General features: G+C 61.7%; 16 protein-coding genes, 1 tRNA gene and 1 pseudogene. 9 read left to right on the forward strand and 9 right to left on the reverse strand.

The window, feature by feature from the left end; all coding sequences use genetic code 11:
- The first annotated feature begins 110 nt into the window (after window positions 1-110).
- Window positions 111-980: a LysR substrate-binding domain-containing protein gene (locus RP6297_RS05670; protein WP_009238347.1), complete on the forward strand. Its 870-nt coding sequence runs from the start codon at window positions 111-113 to the stop codon at window positions 978-980.
- On the opposite strand, the gene RP6297_RS05675 is transcribed toward RP6297_RS05670, so the two are convergent.
- Complete coding sequence (locus RP6297_RS05675) at window positions 973-1,878, reverse strand: sterol desaturase family protein (RefSeq protein ID WP_009238346.1); 906 nt, start codon at window positions 1,876-1,878, stop codon at window positions 973-975. The genes RP6297_RS05670 and RP6297_RS05675 overlap by 8 nt on opposite strands.
- A gap of 146 nt (window positions 1,879-2,024) precedes the next feature.
- On the opposite strand from RP6297_RS05675, the gene RP6297_RS05680 reads away from it, so the two are divergent.
- The 4 genes and pseudogenes from RP6297_RS05680 to RP6297_RS05695 all read left to right on the forward strand — a co-directional run.
- Window positions 2,025-3,134, forward strand: coding sequence for an enoyl-CoA hydratase/isomerase family protein (locus RP6297_RS05680; protein ID WP_009238345.1), 1,110 nt, complete (start codon window positions 2,025-2,027; stop codon window positions 3,132-3,134).
- A gap of 94 nt (window positions 3,135-3,228) precedes the next feature.
- Entirely contained in the window at window positions 3,229-3,627 is a 399-nt protein-coding gene (locus RP6297_RS05685) for a phage tail assembly chaperone (RefSeq protein ID WP_009238344.1), read from the forward strand.
- Between the two features lie 118 nt (window positions 3,628-3,745).
- A complete protein-coding gene (locus tag RP6297_RS05690; RefSeq protein WP_009238343.1) occupies window positions 3,746-3,979 on the forward strand; it encodes a hypothetical protein in 234 nt (77 codons plus the stop codon).
- A gap of 102 nt (window positions 3,980-4,081) precedes the next feature.
- A pseudogene (locus RP6297_RS05695) lies at window positions 4,082-4,488 on the forward strand (phage tail sheath family protein); the annotation flags it as partial.
- 18 nt (window positions 4,489-4,506) lie between these two features.
- Here RP6297_RS05695 and RP6297_RS05700 read toward each other — a convergent pair.
- The gene (locus tag RP6297_RS05700) at window positions 4,507-5,670 is read right to left on the reverse strand and encodes an alpha/beta fold hydrolase (protein WP_009238341.1); all 1,164 of its coding nucleotides are present in this window, start codon (window positions 5,668-5,670) and stop codon (window positions 4,507-4,509) included.
- Between the two features lie 114 nt (window positions 5,671-5,784).
- Between RP6297_RS05700 and RP6297_RS05705 the strand changes: the two genes are divergently transcribed.
- Window positions 5,785-6,702, forward strand: coding sequence for a LysR family transcriptional regulator (locus RP6297_RS05705; protein WP_009238340.1), 918 nt, complete (start codon window positions 5,785-5,787; stop codon window positions 6,700-6,702).
- Between the two features lie 700 nt (window positions 6,703-7,402).
- On the opposite strand, the gene RP6297_RS05710 is transcribed toward RP6297_RS05705, so the two are convergent.
- The 5 genes from RP6297_RS05710 to RP6297_RS05730 all read right to left on the reverse strand — a co-directional run bounded on the left by RP6297_RS05710 (window position 7,403) and on the right by RP6297_RS05730 (window position 11,595).
- Window positions 7,403-8,341 (reverse strand): SOS response-associated peptidase family protein, encoded by a 939-nt coding sequence (locus RP6297_RS05710; RefSeq protein WP_009238339.1) that lies wholly within the window; start codon window positions 8,339-8,341, stop codon window positions 7,403-7,405.
- A gap of 46 nt (window positions 8,342-8,387) precedes the next feature.
- Window positions 8,388-8,636 carry a hypothetical protein gene (locus RP6297_RS05715; RefSeq protein ID WP_009238338.1) on the reverse strand — a complete coding sequence of 83 codons (249 nt, stop codon included), beginning with the start codon at window positions 8,634-8,636 and terminating at the stop codon, window positions 8,388-8,390.
- Window positions 8,637-9,887, reverse strand: a complete 1,251-nt coding sequence (locus tag RP6297_RS05720) for a sensor domain-containing diguanylate cyclase (RefSeq protein ID WP_009238337.1) — start codon at window positions 9,885-9,887, stop codon at window positions 8,637-8,639.
- 130 nt (window positions 9,888-10,017) lie between these two features.
- Window positions 10,018-10,794 (reverse strand): EAL domain-containing protein, encoded by a 777-nt coding sequence (locus RP6297_RS05725; protein WP_009277539.1) that lies wholly within the window; start codon window positions 10,792-10,794, stop codon window positions 10,018-10,020.
- Between the two features lie 489 nt (window positions 10,795-11,283).
- Window positions 11,284-11,595, reverse strand: coding sequence for a hypothetical protein (locus RP6297_RS05730; RefSeq protein ID WP_009238335.1), 312 nt, complete (start codon window positions 11,593-11,595; stop codon window positions 11,284-11,286).
- A gap of 155 nt (window positions 11,596-11,750) precedes the next feature.
- Between RP6297_RS05730 and dusA the strand changes: the two genes are divergently transcribed.
- On the forward strand, window positions 11,751-12,734 hold the full coding sequence (gene dusA, locus RP6297_RS05735; RefSeq protein WP_009238334.1) for a tRNA dihydrouridine(20/20a) synthase DusA: 984 nt from the start codon (window positions 11,751-11,753) through the stop codon (window positions 12,732-12,734).
- Window positions 12,735-12,806: 72 nt separating this feature from the next.
- Here the strand turns inward: dusA and RP6297_RS05740 are convergent.
- Window positions 12,807-12,882 (reverse strand) — tRNA-His (locus RP6297_RS05740).
- Between the two features lie 90 nt (window positions 12,883-12,972).
- Window positions 12,973-13,368, reverse strand: coding sequence for a nuclear transport factor 2 family protein (locus tag RP6297_RS05745; protein ID WP_009238333.1), 396 nt, complete (start codon window positions 13,366-13,368; stop codon window positions 12,973-12,975).
- A gap of 131 nt (window positions 13,369-13,499) precedes the next feature.
- Between RP6297_RS05745 and RP6297_RS05750 the strand changes: the two genes are divergently transcribed.
- A complete protein-coding gene (locus RP6297_RS05750; RefSeq protein WP_009238332.1) occupies window positions 13,500-15,230 on the forward strand; it encodes a dipeptidase in 1,731 nt (576 codons plus the stop codon).
- 22 nt (window positions 15,231-15,252) lie between these two features.
- A complete protein-coding gene (locus tag RP6297_RS05755; RefSeq protein WP_009238331.1) occupies window positions 15,253-15,564 on the forward strand; it encodes a cupin domain-containing protein in 312 nt (103 codons plus the stop codon).
- Window positions 15,565-15,575 lie beyond the last annotated feature (11 nt).

The following is a 15,575-nucleotide window of genomic DNA, read 5'->3' on the forward strand; positions in this document are numbered from 1 at the left end:
GTGTTTCTTCAGTGTTATTTGTGTGTCCGGCAGGTTATCGGCCAGAATTGGGCCGCACAATTTAATTTTTAGCGGAAATCGATTAGAAACTCTGAAGTAACGGGATCAGGATGCGAAATCTGGACATCGATCTGCTGCGCACCTTCGTGGCGATCGCACAGTACGAAACATTTGCCGCGGCAGCGGCGCGGGTGGGACGCACGCAGTCGGCGGTTACGCAGCAGATGCAGCGGCTGGAGGAGGAAATGGGCTGCGCGCTGTTCGAAAAACGCGGCCGCCACAAGACGATGACGCCCGATGGCGTGCGGCTCGTCGCCTATGCGCACAAGATCCTGGCGCTGAACGACCAGGCCGTGCAGGTCATCCAGACCGGCGGCCCGATCGAGAAAATCCGGATTGGCTCACCCCACGATGTGGCCGATTCGATCCTGCCCAATCTGCTGCGGCGGTTGTCCAAGCTGTCGCCGGAATTGCAGATGGAAATCAACGTTGGCCGCAGCCCGTTCCTGATGGACGCGTTGCGCGATAAAACGCTCGATCTGGCGATCTCCACCCGCTATGACGATGCGTTTCCCGGCATCAAGCTGCGCACGTCGCCGATGGTGTGGATCTGCGCGGAAGACTTCATCTTCAATCCCGCCGCGCCGGTGCCACTGGTCCTGGCCGACGAGTTGAGTCTGTTCCGCCAGTTGTCGATCGAATGCCTGGACGCGCACCACATTCCGTGGCGCACGAGTTACCTGTCGCCCACGCTGACGGGCATCAAGGCTGCGATCAGCGCGGGGCTCGGCGTGACGGCGCGCACGACCGAGTTGCTCGATGCCAATATGCGTGTGCTGACAGAAGCCGATGGCCTGCCGCGCCTGCCGGAAGTGGCGTTCTACCTGTACGTGCAGCCGACGTGCACCAGCGCCGTGCTGCGCGATCTGTTTGACTCCACCGATCGCATCGCCACCCGGTTCGGGCCGCCCTTCATGTGAGCGGCATCGCCTCGGCCGTGACCGCCGCGCGCGGGCTGCGCCACTCGGGCGGTTTCCACAGGTAGCGAATGTCCCGATCGCGGAACACATCAGCCCACATGTCGCGCCATTCGTGGAACGTGAGGGTGATCGGGTTGTGCGTGTGAACCTGCCGCGTGATGCCGAAAACTGGGGCGTCCTCCTCCGGCACGAAGCTGCCGAACATGCGATCCCAGATGGTCAGTACGCCGGCATAGTTGTGGTCGATGTACTGCGGGTTCTTGGCGTGGTGCACGCGATGCACCGACGGCGTATTCACGTATTGCCCCAGCCAGCGCCAGAAGCCGGCGTAGCGCGAATCCAGCGCCCCCAGCCGTGTATGGACGAAAAACTGGAACGCGAGATTCAAGCCCACGGCGAGGATCACCCAGTCCGGCGTAAAGCCGATCCATGCAAGCGGAATCCAGAACAGCCACATGCCGGAAATCGGATAGGTCAGGCTCTGGCGGAATGCCGTCGAAAAATTCATGCCTTCCGACGAGTGGTGCGTCACATGCGAGGCCCACATCCAGCGCACGCGATGGCTGGCGCGGTGGAAGAAGTAGTACAGAAAATCCTGCAACAGCAGGAGCAGCACGAATGACCACCACGTCTCGGGCACTGTGCGCAGGCCGTGGCTGTACGTCCACGAATACACCGTCTTGATCATCAGCCACAGGAAGAACGCATCCGACGCCTGGTGCATGAGCGCGAGGCAGGCGTTTGAAACGGTGTCTTTGAAGCTGTAGACGGACGGGTCGCGCTTGCGCCAGTACCACGCTTCGGCGCCGATGGTGAGCAGGAAAACCGGCGCAAAGGCCAGCAGGATCAGGCCGGGGTCGAAACTCGACGCGCCCGGGGCGGCGTTGGCAGGGGTCATTGGATTGTTGTGATGTGTGTCGTCTCCAACCGGCAGGTATACGCCCAACACCGGAGCTGCGAAAGGGGGCAGGCTAGAGCCATTCCTCGCTTCAATATGCTGTCGTGTACAGTGCGAGCCGTTATTCCCACAACAACATTCGAGACATGCAATCCACCGCTTCCCCCGCTCCCCAGGCTGAAGTTCAACCCAACGTGATCGCCGAAGTACGCGGCGGCATCGGCTGGCTGACGTTGAACCGGCCGCAGGCGCTGAACGCGCTGTCGCTGGAGATGATTCGCGCGATGTCGCATGCGCTGCTGGCGTGGCAGCACGATCCGGAAGTCCACGCTGTCATCCTGCGTGGCGAGGGCGGCAAAGCCCTGTGCGCAGGCGGCGACATCCGCTTCTTCCACCGCGCCGCGACGGCCGGCGACCCGCAACTCATCACCTTTTTCACGGAGGAATACCGCCTCAACCACCTCATCTTCAGCTACGCCAAGCCCTACATTGCGCTGATGGACGGCGTCGTCATGGGCGGTGGCATGGGCATCTCGCAAGGCGCATCGCTGCGCGTGGTGACCGAACGCACGAAGATGGCCATGCCCGAAACCAACATCGGCCTGTTTCCGGACGTGGGCGGCGGGTGGTTCCTGGCGCGCGTGCCGGGTCATGTGGGCGAATACCTGGGCGTGACCGGCCAGATGATTGAAGCGGCCGATGCGTTGTCGGTCGGCCTTGCCGATTGCCACGTCACCACGGAGGCGCAGGCGGCTATCGTTCAGCGCCTGCGCGACGGCACCTGGGGCAGCGCCGAGCAGATCACCGCCTGCTTTACCGAAGCCGCATCGGCGCCCGATGATGCCAAGGCCATCATCGCGCCTCACCGCGAGGCCATCGATGCCTGCTTCAGCCAGAGCAGCGTGCAAGGCATCTTGGCCGATCTGGCTGGCAGCACGGATGCCGAATGGGCCGCGCAGACCGCCGCGCACATGGTCAAGCGCTCGCCGTTGATGATGGCGGTGACGCTGGAGTTGATCCGCCGCGGCCGCCGCACCACGTTGGCCGATGAGCTGCGCCGCGAGCTGGACATGATGACGCACGTGTTTGCCGAAGGCGACGGTATCGAAGGCATTCGCGCCCTCGCGGTCGACAAGGATCATGCGCCCAAGTGGAAGCACGCCAGCATCGACGCCGTGCGTGACGATGAAGTGGCCGCCTTCTTTGTTTCGCCTTGGCGCCGTGAGCAGCATCCGCTGCTGGGGCTGTCGGACTAGAACCAGGCAACTGCGCGCCTGGATTTTGAACCGTTGACTTGCTGTGACCGCTGAACGCCCCTCGCCGAACCCGCGCCGCTTGTCGCTTGCGCCCATGAGGATCAGCCTTGTGATCACACATGACGAACTGATTTTCTGCGTGCCGCAGAAGTCCCCCAATCTTGTTCACGGCGTCGATTTCCGGGTTGGCCAGAACATGTGCCGCGACACCGGCAAGCAGCTCGAAGCAGCACGGCCGCACGTGCTGGGCCAGTGCGCCCGCGAGGAGCGCGATCGTCGCCTTATGGCAGCAGACGCGTTGTTCTCCAAGGCCATGGACTCCGGTGATGCCCCCAAAGCCCAGCAGGTCGGCCAATACCGACAGGCGCTTCGCGAGGTGCCGGAGCAACCGCGCTTCCCCGCCAATTTCACTTGGCCGGACATCCCGGATGCGCTGTCGGATCCGGCGCCTTCCAACGACCAAAACACCAAGACCCAGACCACGGACACATGACGCAAGCCCCATAGGAAACCGACGCTGCGCTCCCTACCGTAGCAAGAGTCATCGGCGCGCATGTCACGCACATGCGCGCATGACGACCCATTCAACGCTCATCAACCGTGGAGCCATCATGACAAAAGTCATCGTCAATCTGGTAGGGGATAAAGAGAATCTGAAAACGCCGGCCGTCACAATCGACAAGGCGCGGTGGGGGCACAACGGATATACGGAGTTCGGCAAGGAGCAGGAAGTGCCTGCCAAAACATACACCGCGACGATCTACAGCGATGGGAAGGTCTATCGGACCAAAGAGGTCACTGTGCCGGCAAATGGCCCTGTGACGTTAAACATCAGCGTCGACTAGCACTGAAGACAGCGCCTGGACGCCCCCAGCGCCACACCCCGCAGCAAGCAAGCCCCGCCACCGCGCGGGGCGTTTTTTTTCTTCTTCCCGTCGAGGAGCCGCATGGCATCTTCATTCTTCCACGGCATCACCACCACGATCATCGATAGCGGTCCACGGCCAATTGCCGTGCCCTCGTCGTCCATGATCGGCCTGGTAGACACCTACACCCCCGGCGCGGATCTCGCCCAGCCCGATGTGCCGGTGCAGATCACCAACCCGCGCGAGGCCGCGCAGGCCTTCGGCCAGAACAGCGCCATCCCCCGAACCATCAACGCCATCTATGCCCGTACCTCGGCTGTCATCGTAGGGATGGGTGTGGCGAAGACGGATGACGCCAACGTGCTTACTTCCGGCATCATCGGTGGCGTCATGCCGGGCTACGCACCGGTCTGCAGTCGATGCTCGATGCCAAATCCCGCTTCAATCTGCAGCCGCGCCTGCTGATCGCGCCCGGATTCTCCGCGCGCCACCCCCTCCGACGCCCTTCAGTTCAACCCGGCCGGGTTGGAGATGCGCAGCCTCCACCCACCGTCGCGGCCCTTTTCCATCACTTGCGTCGCGGTCCCGCGCTCTTCGTGATCGCGGCCGTCCGGTAGCGTCACGTTCAGGGTCCAGTCGAGCAGGACGAGGGCTATGTCGCCGCTCGTCAAGACGCGGCGCACTTCGTTACGGATACGCGGGCGTAGTGGCAGCAACTGCGCCAGGCCGGCGCGCAAACCGCCGGGGCTTTCCTGCACCACCTCGCCATTCGTCATCCGCATCGTGGCTTGATTGCTGAACAAGCCGAGCACGGCATCGAGATCGCCGGCGTTCAACGCGGCATCGAAAGCGGCCGGAACCTCATCGGGCGAGCGGCATGCGACCGACTTGTTTTCGATCGCCGCGACAAATTGCCCAATGATCCGCGCCACCTCAGCCGGGGCTTCCAGCGGCGACAAGTGTCCCGTTCCGGGCAGGACGTGCATCGCCGCATGCGGAATGCGCGGCAACAGTTCTGCCTGGAGTGTTGCGATGCGATCGACCTGGTCGAGCTCGCCAGAGATGACGATTGTCGGTGCGTCGATAGACGTTGTTGCCGCAGTAATGTCTTCGCGCATGGCCAGCTCGGGCCAAGCCGATTTTGCCTGCGGCGCGCCCCTCAGACTGTCTTCGATGACTTGCTCGCGGTAAGCGGCGCTGAGCGGTTTCGCGGTCAACACGTGATCGATCACGAATTCCACTGACTCGCGCGTTTGATAGGCGCCCGTCAATGTCGCCCGCTGGGCGTCGGAAAGCAGCATCGGCGACGGCGGCGACGGCGCGACCAGTACGAGACCTTCCAGGCCGTTCGGCCGGCGCGATGCCATCAGTTGGGCAACCTTTCCCCCCATCGAATGACCGATCAGAACATAGCGGCGTAGACCTAGGGCTTCGATAACGCCTTCGGCGTCGGCGGCGAGATCAGCAATGCCGTAGTGGTCGGCGGGCGCCTCGGAGTCGCCCCAGCCGCGGTGATCGGTTGCAACGATCCTGTACCGGTCAGCCAGTTCGTCTGCTACCGCATCCCATGTTCGCGCCGAGCCACCGTAGTAGTGCAGGAACACCAGGGCCAGCTCGCCGTTGCCCCGCTGTTTGACGTGAATGTGCGTGCCGTTCGAATCGATCACCATGTTTGTGCCCCTGTCCGTTCGTTGATGCACGCATCGTAGATTCGATTTTCTCGTTTGATAATCTGTCGATCCGACTATTCAGCCGATAATGCTGTTATCGAATCGGAGGGCAACATGGACCGGCTTACAAGCCTCGGCGTATTCGTCGCCGCTGTGGAGGAGGGCAGTCTGGCCGCGGCGGCGCGCCGCTTTGGACTGTCGGCAGCGATGGCCGGCAAGCACGTGAGTGCCATCGAGGCCGATCTGAATGCGCGGCTGCTCCACCGCACCACACGGCGCTTGAGCCTGACCGATACAGGCCAGACCTACTACGAACGCTGCAAGCGGATTCTCGAAGCCTTCGATGAAGCGAGGCGGGAAGCGAGCGATTCCCAAGGCGCGGCCCGCGGTGTGTTGCGCATCGCGGCGCCCGTCACGTTCGGCGCGATGCACCTGGGTGAGGTCGTGGCGCGCTACATGGAGGACCACCCGAACGTCACTGTGGAGGCGCAGCTGGGTGACCGCTATGTCGATCTCATCGATGCGGGCGTTGACGTGGCGATCCGGATCGGACGGTTGGGGGCGCCTGGGCTTGCGACGCGCAGGCTCGCCCCCTGCCGAATGGTCGTGTGTGCCTCGCCCGCCTATCTCGAGCGCCACGGAACGCCCCGCAGGCCGGAAGAATTGCTGAGCGCGCAACGACTGGTGTTCAGCGAGGCCGTGTCGGCCGGAGATTGGACATTGCGCGACCACGAGAATCGCGCGCACGTCATCGACGGACCTTGCCGGATGGCGGCCAACAACACACAGATGCTGCTCGCTGCCGCTGTTGCGGGAGCCGGTATCGCGTACGGCCCGACCTTCGTGTTCGGCGGGCACATCCGGCGCGGCGAGCTCGTGGAGCTGCTGCCAGCCTATCGCCCCGCGGAGCTGACGATTCACGCGGTCTACCCCAGTACGCGACGCATTCCGTTGAAGGTGCGTCGGTTTGTCGACTACCTCGTCGAGACGTTCGGGGATGACCCGCCTTGGGATCGCAAGGGCATGTCTTAGAGGCAGCTGTGTGAGCTTTGAAAGCGGATGTTGAGATGGGCCAGAGTCCCTCGCATGAAATGACGGCACGATGACAGAGAGGGGTTCTGTTTTAATTAACAACAGAATTCAATATTAGTAATATCACTCTATGGAGCGCTCGGGTCACGACCTGTAGGCTTGCCCGTGACGATGCAATCTCGCACTCTCTCTCCACGTCTCCCGCATCGTCTTCTAGCGCAGCTTGCCTGCGCTTTTTTCTTTGCCCGGCGTTACGCAGCGGCGGCCTCTATCACGTCTACTCGATAGTGCCGTGCAGGTAGGAACGGAAAATCTCACATGGACATGAAATTGTCACAGATGTGGATTAACCGCTTCGTTGTTGATTTGTGAGCCGCCCATGCACAAAATGCCCGCAAGGGGATAGCGTGCGGGGAACGTCATGCAAGGTTGGTCAATTCAGGAGTTCAAAGGCTGCTCCGTTCATGTTCTTGCTGTGCTGGGCCGGGGCACCCAATTCAGGTACGCATACACTGGATTTGTCTGCGCTCCGAAGAAGGGAGGCACGGCATATCCGCAGATGCAGCGGTTCCACCATACATCCGCTGACTTTGATTCCTTTGACGCTGCAATTTCGGCGGGCATGCGCGAGGGCCGTGCAATCGCCGAGCGGTGGTTTTCTATGGCCATCGAGGAGCGAAGCCAAGCGTTGTGAGAACACTCACAAAGGTGCTTGCCGATGCGTGTAGAACGGCAACAGCTTGTCCTCAAGAATCGCGTCTACCGCATCGAGGCCGCGCGCTTCCGGGTTCAGCCACGCATCAATGTTCTCCGGCTTGATTGGAATCGGGCAGCGGTCGTGCCCGGCCTCGGCAATCTCCGGCGGCGGATCGTCGGTGATGATGGCGAACGACAGCAGATCCTTCTCGCCGGGCCTGGTCGCGCGCCAGTGTGACCACACGCAGGCGACGAGCAGCGTCTGCGGCGGGTCGGGGCGGAATTCGAGGATGGCGTTTGTGCCGTCTGGCTGCGCAACGTATTCATAGAACGCGTCGACCAGGATCAGGCCGTGCGTGTGGCCGTACTGGCCTTTCCAGAAGCCGCGCAGATTGTCGCGGCGGGCGTTGTAGGTGCCGGGATATTGCTCGTCGTAGAAGGCAGGTTTGCCGGCGGGGCGGCACTGATACCGCATCGGTTTGACGACGCGCCGGCCGTTCTCCATGACCATCACGGGCGCGTACCAGCCAGGGTAGATGCGCGAGTCGCGCGGCTTGAGCTCGGTGCTCTTGAGTTCTTCGAGTTTGCCCTTTGCCGCTTCGATCTTGTTGGTGGCGATGCGGATGTCATCAGCGGCTTTCTTGGTGGCCTTGGCGGCAAGGGACTGCTGGGCTTTCTCCAGCCGTTCGGTCTGCTTGGCCAGCTCCTGCAGCAGCGCGATCTCGTCTGCGGCCATGCGCGCGCGGATGACCTCGGCGATTTTCTTTTCTTCGTCCGTCTCGGGCGATTCGAGGAAGTGCGCGGTCATTGCCCGCGGCACGCGCATCTTCGGGTTGGCGAAGTACTCCATCACCATCCGCGTGAAGTCGTCGAGTGACATGATGGCGCCGTACTCATGTACGAACCGTCGATAGTCGGCTTCGATCTGAGCGGAGTAGCACATGGGCACTCCCTGGCGGTGGGTGTCTGATCATACGCCGCGTGGCGGCTTACCAGCCGTCGCCAGGATCGCGCTTGCCTCCGATCTTGACGATCATCTCTGACAGCCAGCTCTCTTGTTGCAGTACTGCCCGCAGGACCAAAAGCGCGGCGCCGAGCGGATTGTCGGGATAGACGAAATACTGTTCGGCTTCTAGGCGCCAGGCGTGGTAGCCGACGTTGTGGAGCGCGCGGATCTCCCAGAGGAGCCGCGTGACGGTTTCGTTGTCGCGGTGCTCTTCGGCTTGCGATGGGGACAATCAAGTCGCGATTGATAGCCGGTTACGCCCGGTGCGTTTCGCTTCGTAAAGAGCCGAGTCAGCACGTGCGATGAGCTCATCGATCGCCTCGTTGGGAGCCAGCGTCGCGAGCCCGAGCGAAAGGGTCAGCGTGGGGATTTCCTCATCTTCATAAGCGTTGACGCGATCGAGAATGCGCTTGGCCAGGTCGACGGCATCCGTCTGTGAGCATTCGTTGAGCACGATCATGAATTCTTCTCCACCCCAACGAATGACAGCGTCGCGACTGCGGACCGCTTGCCGGAGCATGTCGGCCACCTCGGCCAGTACGCGGTCTCCGGTGGGATGACCGAACTCGTCATTGATCCTCTTGAAGTGGTCGATGTCGCACATGGCGAGGGTAAGAGGGCGCTGCAGCGTCCTGGCGGTCCTGTACCGCTCCGCAAGGAGCTGCTCGCCATGGTGACGATTGTGCAGGCCGGTGAGCTTGTCTTTGGTGGCTGCACGTAACAGTGCCCGTTCCCGCTCTACGCGTTTGGTAATGTCTTTGCTCACACTAACGTAGTGGCTTATACGCCCTTTCTCGCCGAATATCGGCGAGATGCTTTGTTCTGCATGGTAGAGCGAGCCGTCACGGCGCCGATTGATGAAGGTGGCGCGAAAGTTTTGTCCGCTGGCAAGCGAGCGGCGCATCGCCGCATAAAAAGCCTCGTCATGTTTGCCTGACTTGAACATGGCGGGCGTGCTGCCTTGGATTTCGTCGACCGTGTAGCCCGTTGATTTGGCGAAGGCAGCATTTGCGAAGATGATCCGAGCTTTTGCATCCGTCAGCATGACCGGGTCACTTGTTGCATCAAGCGCGCGTGCGAGCAGTCTGTTTGTCTGCTCTGCCTGTTCGTAGTCGGAAATATCCTGTTGCACCGAGACAAAATTGGTGACCGACCCGCTGTCGTCGCGAACTGGCGAAATGCTCCAGCGGACGGTGTAGCTTGAGCCGTCCTTTCGATAGTTCGTTGCGGTGCCCTCGAAGAGTCGCGCCTCTTCCAGGCAAATGCGAAGTTCATCAATCAACGCCGGATCGGTGTCAGGACCTTGAAGAATCCTAAGGGAGTGGCCGCGTAGCTCGTCCAGAGAATAGCCCGTCATGGCTGTGAACGCTGGATTGGCAAATTGCACTCGGCAACCGACAGCGATGTCGGCATCGGTGATCACGATGGCATTCCATGCCTGCGTGATGGCCGCCTCGAATAGTTTTAGCAGTGGTGTGCTCATAGGTTACCGGGCTCGGTTGTCCAATCGAACGGGGTTGATGGGAATCAGCCGTCCGCCAGCTCGGACGGATCGGCCCGAAGCTGGATAGCCGGTGTGCCCGCGGCCGGTCCGGCTAAAGTCCGTGTGACGCTCAGCGACTGTTTGATATCGGTGGCATTGCTCTGAACGCAGGCTTTGCGAACAGATAGCCTTGCATGAGCGTGATACCCGCGGCAGCCAGGAAGTCGCGTTCCGACGCCGTTTCAACGCCTTCGGCAATGACCCGGATCCCGAGGTCGTTGCAGATGCTGAGCACGCCGCAAACAATGCGTTGACGCACCAGATCTGAATCGATTCCTCGGATAAGTGCCATATCCAACTTGATCAGGTCCGGCTGGAAATCGGCGAGTAGGGTGAGCCCCGAGTGGCCGGCACCGAAGTCATCAATCGCGGTTTGGAAGCCGAACGACTGATACGCCCGAAAGATTTCGAGGAGGTGGGGGCGGTTGATGATGTCTTCGCCTTCGATGGTTTCGAAGATGATCCGATTGATGGGAAAGCCGAATTTTTCGGCCGCCTCAAACGTCGTGCGGATACATGCGGCAGGCTGATACACCGCGTTCGGCATGAAATTGATGGATAGGAAGGTGTCCATTCCGATCCCGGCCGCCTGCTCAATTGCGGTGGTGCGGCACCGTTGGTCAAACCGGTAACGGCTTGCTTCGTCCACTTGCGTCAGCACCGATGCGGCAGGCTCTCCGTTGGGTCCGCGTACCAGCGCTTCGTGTGCGTAAGCGTCGCCCGTGCGCAGATCCACGATCGGCTGAAATGCGAAGGCCATCTCGATAGAGGTGCCATCATTGGAGTTGCATCCGGAGCAGCGCCTGTTGGGTGCCGATGGTTGGCTTGCGCTATGGATCTGAATCATCTTGGCAAAACGAGTAAAGGATTTTGGGCAACGGCTTCACGCCTGGTCGGGGCGTGGTCGTTGAATACTGCACACTCCTGCCAAGCAGGCTTGTGCGACGTTGACTTCACTCGAAGTGCAGTACAGCGCCAGTAGGGATCGACGCGAGCTAACTTCGCTCACGTGACGGGGAAGGGGGGGTTGGATGATAGATCAATTGCCCATCCCGCGCAGTGCACTCTTAGTCGGCAGAGAGGGGGGGGGCGGGGGATGACCGATCACCGCTGCCGGCGGATCCAGCTCGCCAATGCCAGTAGTACGCACAGGCCAGCCAGCCACAGCGGCAAACGTGTAAGTCCGAAGATCGCCGCTCGGTAGCTCGGGAGTGAGGCGTACCACTGGGCGGGTTCGGACTGGGCAGACAGCGTGTACGTCAAAAAATGAGCGGTGACGGCGACAAGCCAAGCGCAAACAACTACCCGCGTGCGAGCCATAGCTTGACCGCGTTATTTACTTCGGTGGTGATCTCAGGTGCCGCCAACCGGTCCTTGTAAATTGTTTGGTGCGCCTGAGCGGCTGGACAGATTCGCAGATGTACCGATCGATGACCTCCGAGAGCAGCGGATCTTCCTGCTTGGCGGTCTTCAGGGCGCCTGGCTGGTCGAGCTCCTTTTCGCGCTTCACGAGCCAGGCCTGCGCAGCCGGCGCACGGTCGAACGTCTTGGTCTCTGTATGTACGACAACGCCGCCTTCCTTCCGGCGGATTTGGGCCGTGTACCCTATACTCCCGTCCCTGCGTTTTCGCTCGCTGATCGAGCCCATTTTTCCTCGGTGCCACGCCGTAGCATCGGGCCGAAAAAATGAGCGGAAACCGCCACAAATCACATGAAATCGCGCAGAAAACAGTAGGGTGTAAGCGCTTGAATTCAAACCGTATTCCAATGAAATCAACGCCTAGGCGGCTGAGCGTGGCTCCGATGATGGACTGGACTGACCGACATTGCCGGTTCTTCCATCGCCAGATCTCGCGCCACACGTGGCTCTACACCGAAATGGTGACCACGGGCGCGCTGCTGCACGGCGACGTCCCCCGCCACCTCGATTTTGACGAGTTCGAGCATCCCGTGGCTCTCCAGCTCGGCGGCAGTGAACCGGACGATCTGGCCCAGGCCGCGCGCCTCGGACAGCAGTGGGGCTACAAGGAAATCAACCTCAACTGCGGCTGCCCGTCGGAGCGCGTGCAGCGCGGTGCGTTCGGCGCGTGCCTCATGGCCGAACCGAAGCTCGTCGCCCAGGGCGTCAAGGCGATGCGCGATGCGGTGTCGATTCCGGTCACGGTCAAGCACCGTATCGGCATCGACGCGATCGAGACCTACGATTTCGTGCGCGATTTCGTCGGCACCATCGCCGAGGCAGGTTGCGAGACGTTCATCGTGCACGCGCGCAATGCCATCCTGAAAGGCCTGAGCCCAAAGGAAAACCGCGAGATTCCGCCGCTGCGCTACGAAGTCGTCTACCAACTCAAGCGCGATTTCCCGCATCTGGAGATTTTGCTCAACGGTGGGGTGCAGACGCTCGAGCAGATCGACGCGCACCTGGCGCACGTTGATGGCGTCATGATCGGCCGTGAGGCGTATCACCATCCGCATCTGATGGCAGCGTTCGATGCGCGCTACTACGGCGCAGGCACCGAGGCCCCCACGCGCGCCGAGGTGGAAGACGCGATGATCGGCTACGTCGGCCGCTGGGTAGAGCGTGGCGGCTACGCAGGTGCGGCGGTGCGGCACATGCTGGGGCTGTATCGCGGTGTGGCGGGCGCGCGCGGCTGGCGGCGCGTGCTGTCGGACTCCAAGGCGCTGAGCCGCGTCAAGATGCTGGCCGACGCCCATGCACTGTTCGACGAGGCGCGTGCCCACCTGCGGCGTGGCGAAGAATCGAATGAGGAGGCGGTAGCGGTTTGATGCGGGGAAAGGGGCGTTGCCCCGATCGCTGAATGCAAAAAAGCCCGCGAATGCGGGCTTTTTCTTGAAACTTGGGGTGACTGATGGGATTCGAACCCACGACAACCAGAATCACAATCTGGGACTCTACCAACTGAGCTACAGCCACCGTTGTTACCTGACCAGCGTGTCGCCGTTCAAGGAAACAGCGATTATACAAACATTCTTTCGCCTTGCCTAGAGGGTTTCGCAACGGAGTTCAACGGCCCTCCGCCACGATGGTTCCCTGGTGGTACACAATCTTCCAGCCATCCGGCGTCCGTCGCCACAGCGTCGCCCGGCGCGTCGTCCGGTTCGACTGCACCAGCGTGTAGGTCAGCAAGTAGTTATCCGGCGCAATCTCCTGGCAGCGGAAGTCCCGCGTTTGCCAAAAATCCTCGCCGATGTGGCCGTGGCGCGCATCGAGAACACCGAGCACATAGCTACGGCTGTAACGCTGACCCGAGGCTCCGGTTTCCCAGAAGTCTTCCGTGGTCATACGCTCGAAGTCTTCGCGGCGCGTGCCGAATTCCGGGCGATGGAAAATGGGTTCGCGCCGGCGCAGTTCTTCCAGCACGCTCAACAGACCGGGGGCGGTGTCCAGAGACGGTTCCATGCGGCAAGCCTCCTGGGAAAGCTCCAAGCATACCGCGCAGCGGGCGTGCCTTAGCGTTTTCGCGCTGCACAATGCGTGGCTTGCGCTTCGCCCCTATGATGGCGCCTTCGCCTTTTTCGGAAACCACTTCGATGCAACGCACTGCCCGTATTGGCCTGTCTTCGCTGACGATCGCACTGTCGCTGGCTTGCGGCACCGGCGCCTTTGCCGCCACGATTCAGAAACCGCAACTCGACGCGCTGCTCGCCGCCGAACAATCGAAGGCAGCGGCCGATCTGAACAGCTTTCTTGCGGAAGCCGCGAAGGCCGATCCGCAAGTCGCGGGCAGTATCGCCGCGTACCAGAAGAAGGCTCCGGTGGCCGGCGATGACCTCGTCAACATCGGGCGCCTGCTGGGTCTGTACAACCGCCTGCACAACCAGCAGGCCGTGATTGGTTCGATCGAAAAGATGGTCGCGCTGCCCACGGTGCGCGACGACAAGATTCCGCAGTACGAAAACCCCGCCATCGTCGCGTTTGGCAAGCTGATCGAGGGCATGGCGCGAGATTTCGGCTTGAAATACCGCAACGTCGACAACCGCGTCTTTGAAGTTACGCTGCCCGGCACCGGCTCGGACGAGTTCGGCATCCTGACGCACGCCGACGTCGTACCCGCCAAGGCCGAGGAGTGGGTGCTCGGCGACGGCACCAAGCTCGATCCGTTCAAGGTCACGCGCGTCGGCAATCTGCTGTACGGCCGTGGCACGATTGACGACAAGGGCTCGATTGCCGCTGCGATGTACGCCATGAAAACGGTCAAGGACAGCGGCGTGCCGCTCGCCCGCACAATCCGCCTGATGATCGAAACCACCGAAGAAACCGGTGGCGACGGCATGAAGTATTACCGTGAGCACACGCAATTGCCCGCGTACAACATCGTGCTCGACAGCAAGTACCCGGCCGTGGTTGCAGAGAAAGGCTCGGGCGCATTGAAGGTGTTCTTCCCTGCGCAAGCTGGCGATGCTTCGCATACGGCCATCGTTTCGATGACGGGCGCGGCGTCGGCCAGCTCGATCCCACAAACGGCCACCGCCACGCTCAAGGGCGGTGATCTGGGCGTGGCCGCCGCCGCGCTCGAAGCCAAGCGCGATGCGTTTGTGAACAGCTTGGCTGCGCAGGGCAAGTTCTCGATCGACATCGCACGCACGGCTGACAGCATCGTCGTGAAGGTCACCGGCACGTCTGCACACGGCTCGCGTCCGGAAGAGGGCGTCAACCCGCTGCCGCGCCTCGCGCTGTTCCTACGTGCAGCCGATCTCGGTCTGGCGGACAACGCCTACGCCCATGCCGTGCGCTACCTCACCGAACTTTACGGCACCGACTACCTCGGCAGTACCATGGGCGTCGCCTACAAGGACGACTTCATGGGGCCGCTCACCATTTCGCCTACGGTGATCGGCGACAAGAATGGCCGCGTGGAGGTGACCGCCAACGTGCGCATGCCGCGCGGCAAAACGCCCGACGCGCTGCGCGGCGAGATCGCCGGCAAGATCAACGCATGGGCCAACGCCAACCATGTCGCCCTTGAAATCAACCACGACCAGGGCAACTGGATGGCGCGCGATCCGAAGGGCGCGTGGCTGTCGACGCTGCTCAACATTTTTGGTGACACCACGGGCCTCGATGCCAAGCCCGTTCCGACGGCCGGCAGCACGACGGCCAAGCTGATGCCAAACGCCATTAATTTCGGCCCTGCGATGCCTGGCAAGAAGTACACCGCGCACAACGCCAACGAGTACAAGGAAGTACCGGACCTCGACCTCGATATGCAGATGTTCACCGAGATGCTCGTGCGCATTGGCAATCTGCAGTCGATGCAATAACCGACACCGACCCACGATCGCCATGAACATCATCCGCGCCAAATCGTTCACTGCCGAGCGTGCCTGGGGCGCGCTCGATATTGCCAATATGGGCGGCATCACCACGCGCCTGCACTGGACAGACCAGCCATACCGCTGGCACGTCAACGACGGCGAGGAGGTGTTCGTGGTGCTCGACGGCACGGTCGACATGCATTACCGCGAAGCCGGCGAGGAGAAAGTCGCGACGCTGGAACCCGGCGATATCTTCTTCGCCGGGGTCGGCTGCGAGCATGTGGCGCACCCGCGCGGCGAGGCAAGGATTCTCGTCGTCGAGAAAGCCGGGAGTGTTTAGCGGCTCGCCTG

The organism is Ralstonia pickettii (assembly GCF_016466415.2).
In the GTDB taxonomy this organism is placed as follows: Bacteria; Pseudomonadota; Gammaproteobacteria; order Burkholderiales; family Burkholderiaceae; genus Ralstonia; species Ralstonia pickettii.

What these genes read in the sequence shown, in the direction of transcription:
- RP6297_RS05750 (WP_009238332.1), top strand. Translation starts at nt 13,500, where the DNA reads ATGCAACGCACTGCCCGTATTGGCCTGTCTTCGCTGACGATCGCACTG.
- RP6297_RS05720 (WP_009238337.1), bottom strand. Translation starts at nt 9,887, where the DNA reads ATGAGCACACCACTGCTAAAACTATTCGAGGCGGCCATCACGCAGGCA.
- RP6297_RS05690 (WP_009238343.1), top strand. Translation starts at nt 3,746, where the DNA reads ATGACAAAAGTCATCGTCAATCTGGTAGGGGATAAAGAGAATCTGAAA.
- RP6297_RS05680 (WP_009238345.1), top strand. Translation starts at nt 2,025, where the DNA reads ATGCAATCCACCGCTTCCCCCGCTCCCCAGGCTGAAGTTCAACCCAAC.
- RP6297_RS05700 (WP_009238341.1), bottom strand. Translation starts at nt 5,670, where the DNA reads ATGGTGATCGATTCGAACGGCACGCACATTCACGTCAAACAGCGGGGC.
- RP6297_RS05745 (WP_009238333.1), bottom strand. Translation starts at nt 13,368, where the DNA reads ATGGAACCGTCTCTGGACACCGCCCCCGGTCTGTTGAGCGTGCTGGAA.
- RP6297_RS05705 (WP_009238340.1), top strand. Translation starts at nt 5,785, where the DNA reads ATGGACCGGCTTACAAGCCTCGGCGTATTCGTCGCCGCTGTGGAGGAG.
- dusA (WP_009238334.1), top strand. Translation starts at nt 11,751, where the DNA reads ATGATGGACTGGACTGACCGACATTGCCGGTTCTTCCATCGCCAGATC.
- RP6297_RS05730 (WP_009238335.1), bottom strand. Translation starts at nt 11,595, where the DNA reads ATGGGCTCGATCAGCGAGCGAAAACGCAGGGACGGGAGTATAGGGTAC.
- RP6297_RS05675 (WP_009238346.1), bottom strand. Translation starts at nt 1,878, where the DNA reads ATGACCCCTGCCAACGCCGCCCCGGGCGCGTCGAGTTTCGACCCCGGC.
- RP6297_RS05710 (WP_009238339.1), bottom strand. Translation starts at nt 8,341, where the DNA reads ATGTGCTACTCCGCTCAGATCGAAGCCGACTATCGACGGTTCGTACAT.
- RP6297_RS05725 (WP_009277539.1), bottom strand. Translation starts at nt 10,794, where the DNA reads ATGATTCAGATCCATAGCGCAAGCCAACCATCGGCACCCAACAGGCGC.
- RP6297_RS05670 (WP_009238347.1), top strand. Translation starts at nt 111, where the DNA reads ATGCGAAATCTGGACATCGATCTGCTGCGCACCTTCGTGGCGATCGCA.
- RP6297_RS05755 (WP_009238331.1), top strand. Translation starts at nt 15,253, where the DNA reads ATGAACATCATCCGCGCCAAATCGTTCACTGCCGAGCGTGCCTGGGGC.
- RP6297_RS05685 (WP_009238344.1), top strand. Translation starts at nt 3,229, where the DNA reads ATGAGGATCAGCCTTGTGATCACACATGACGAACTGATTTTCTGCGTG.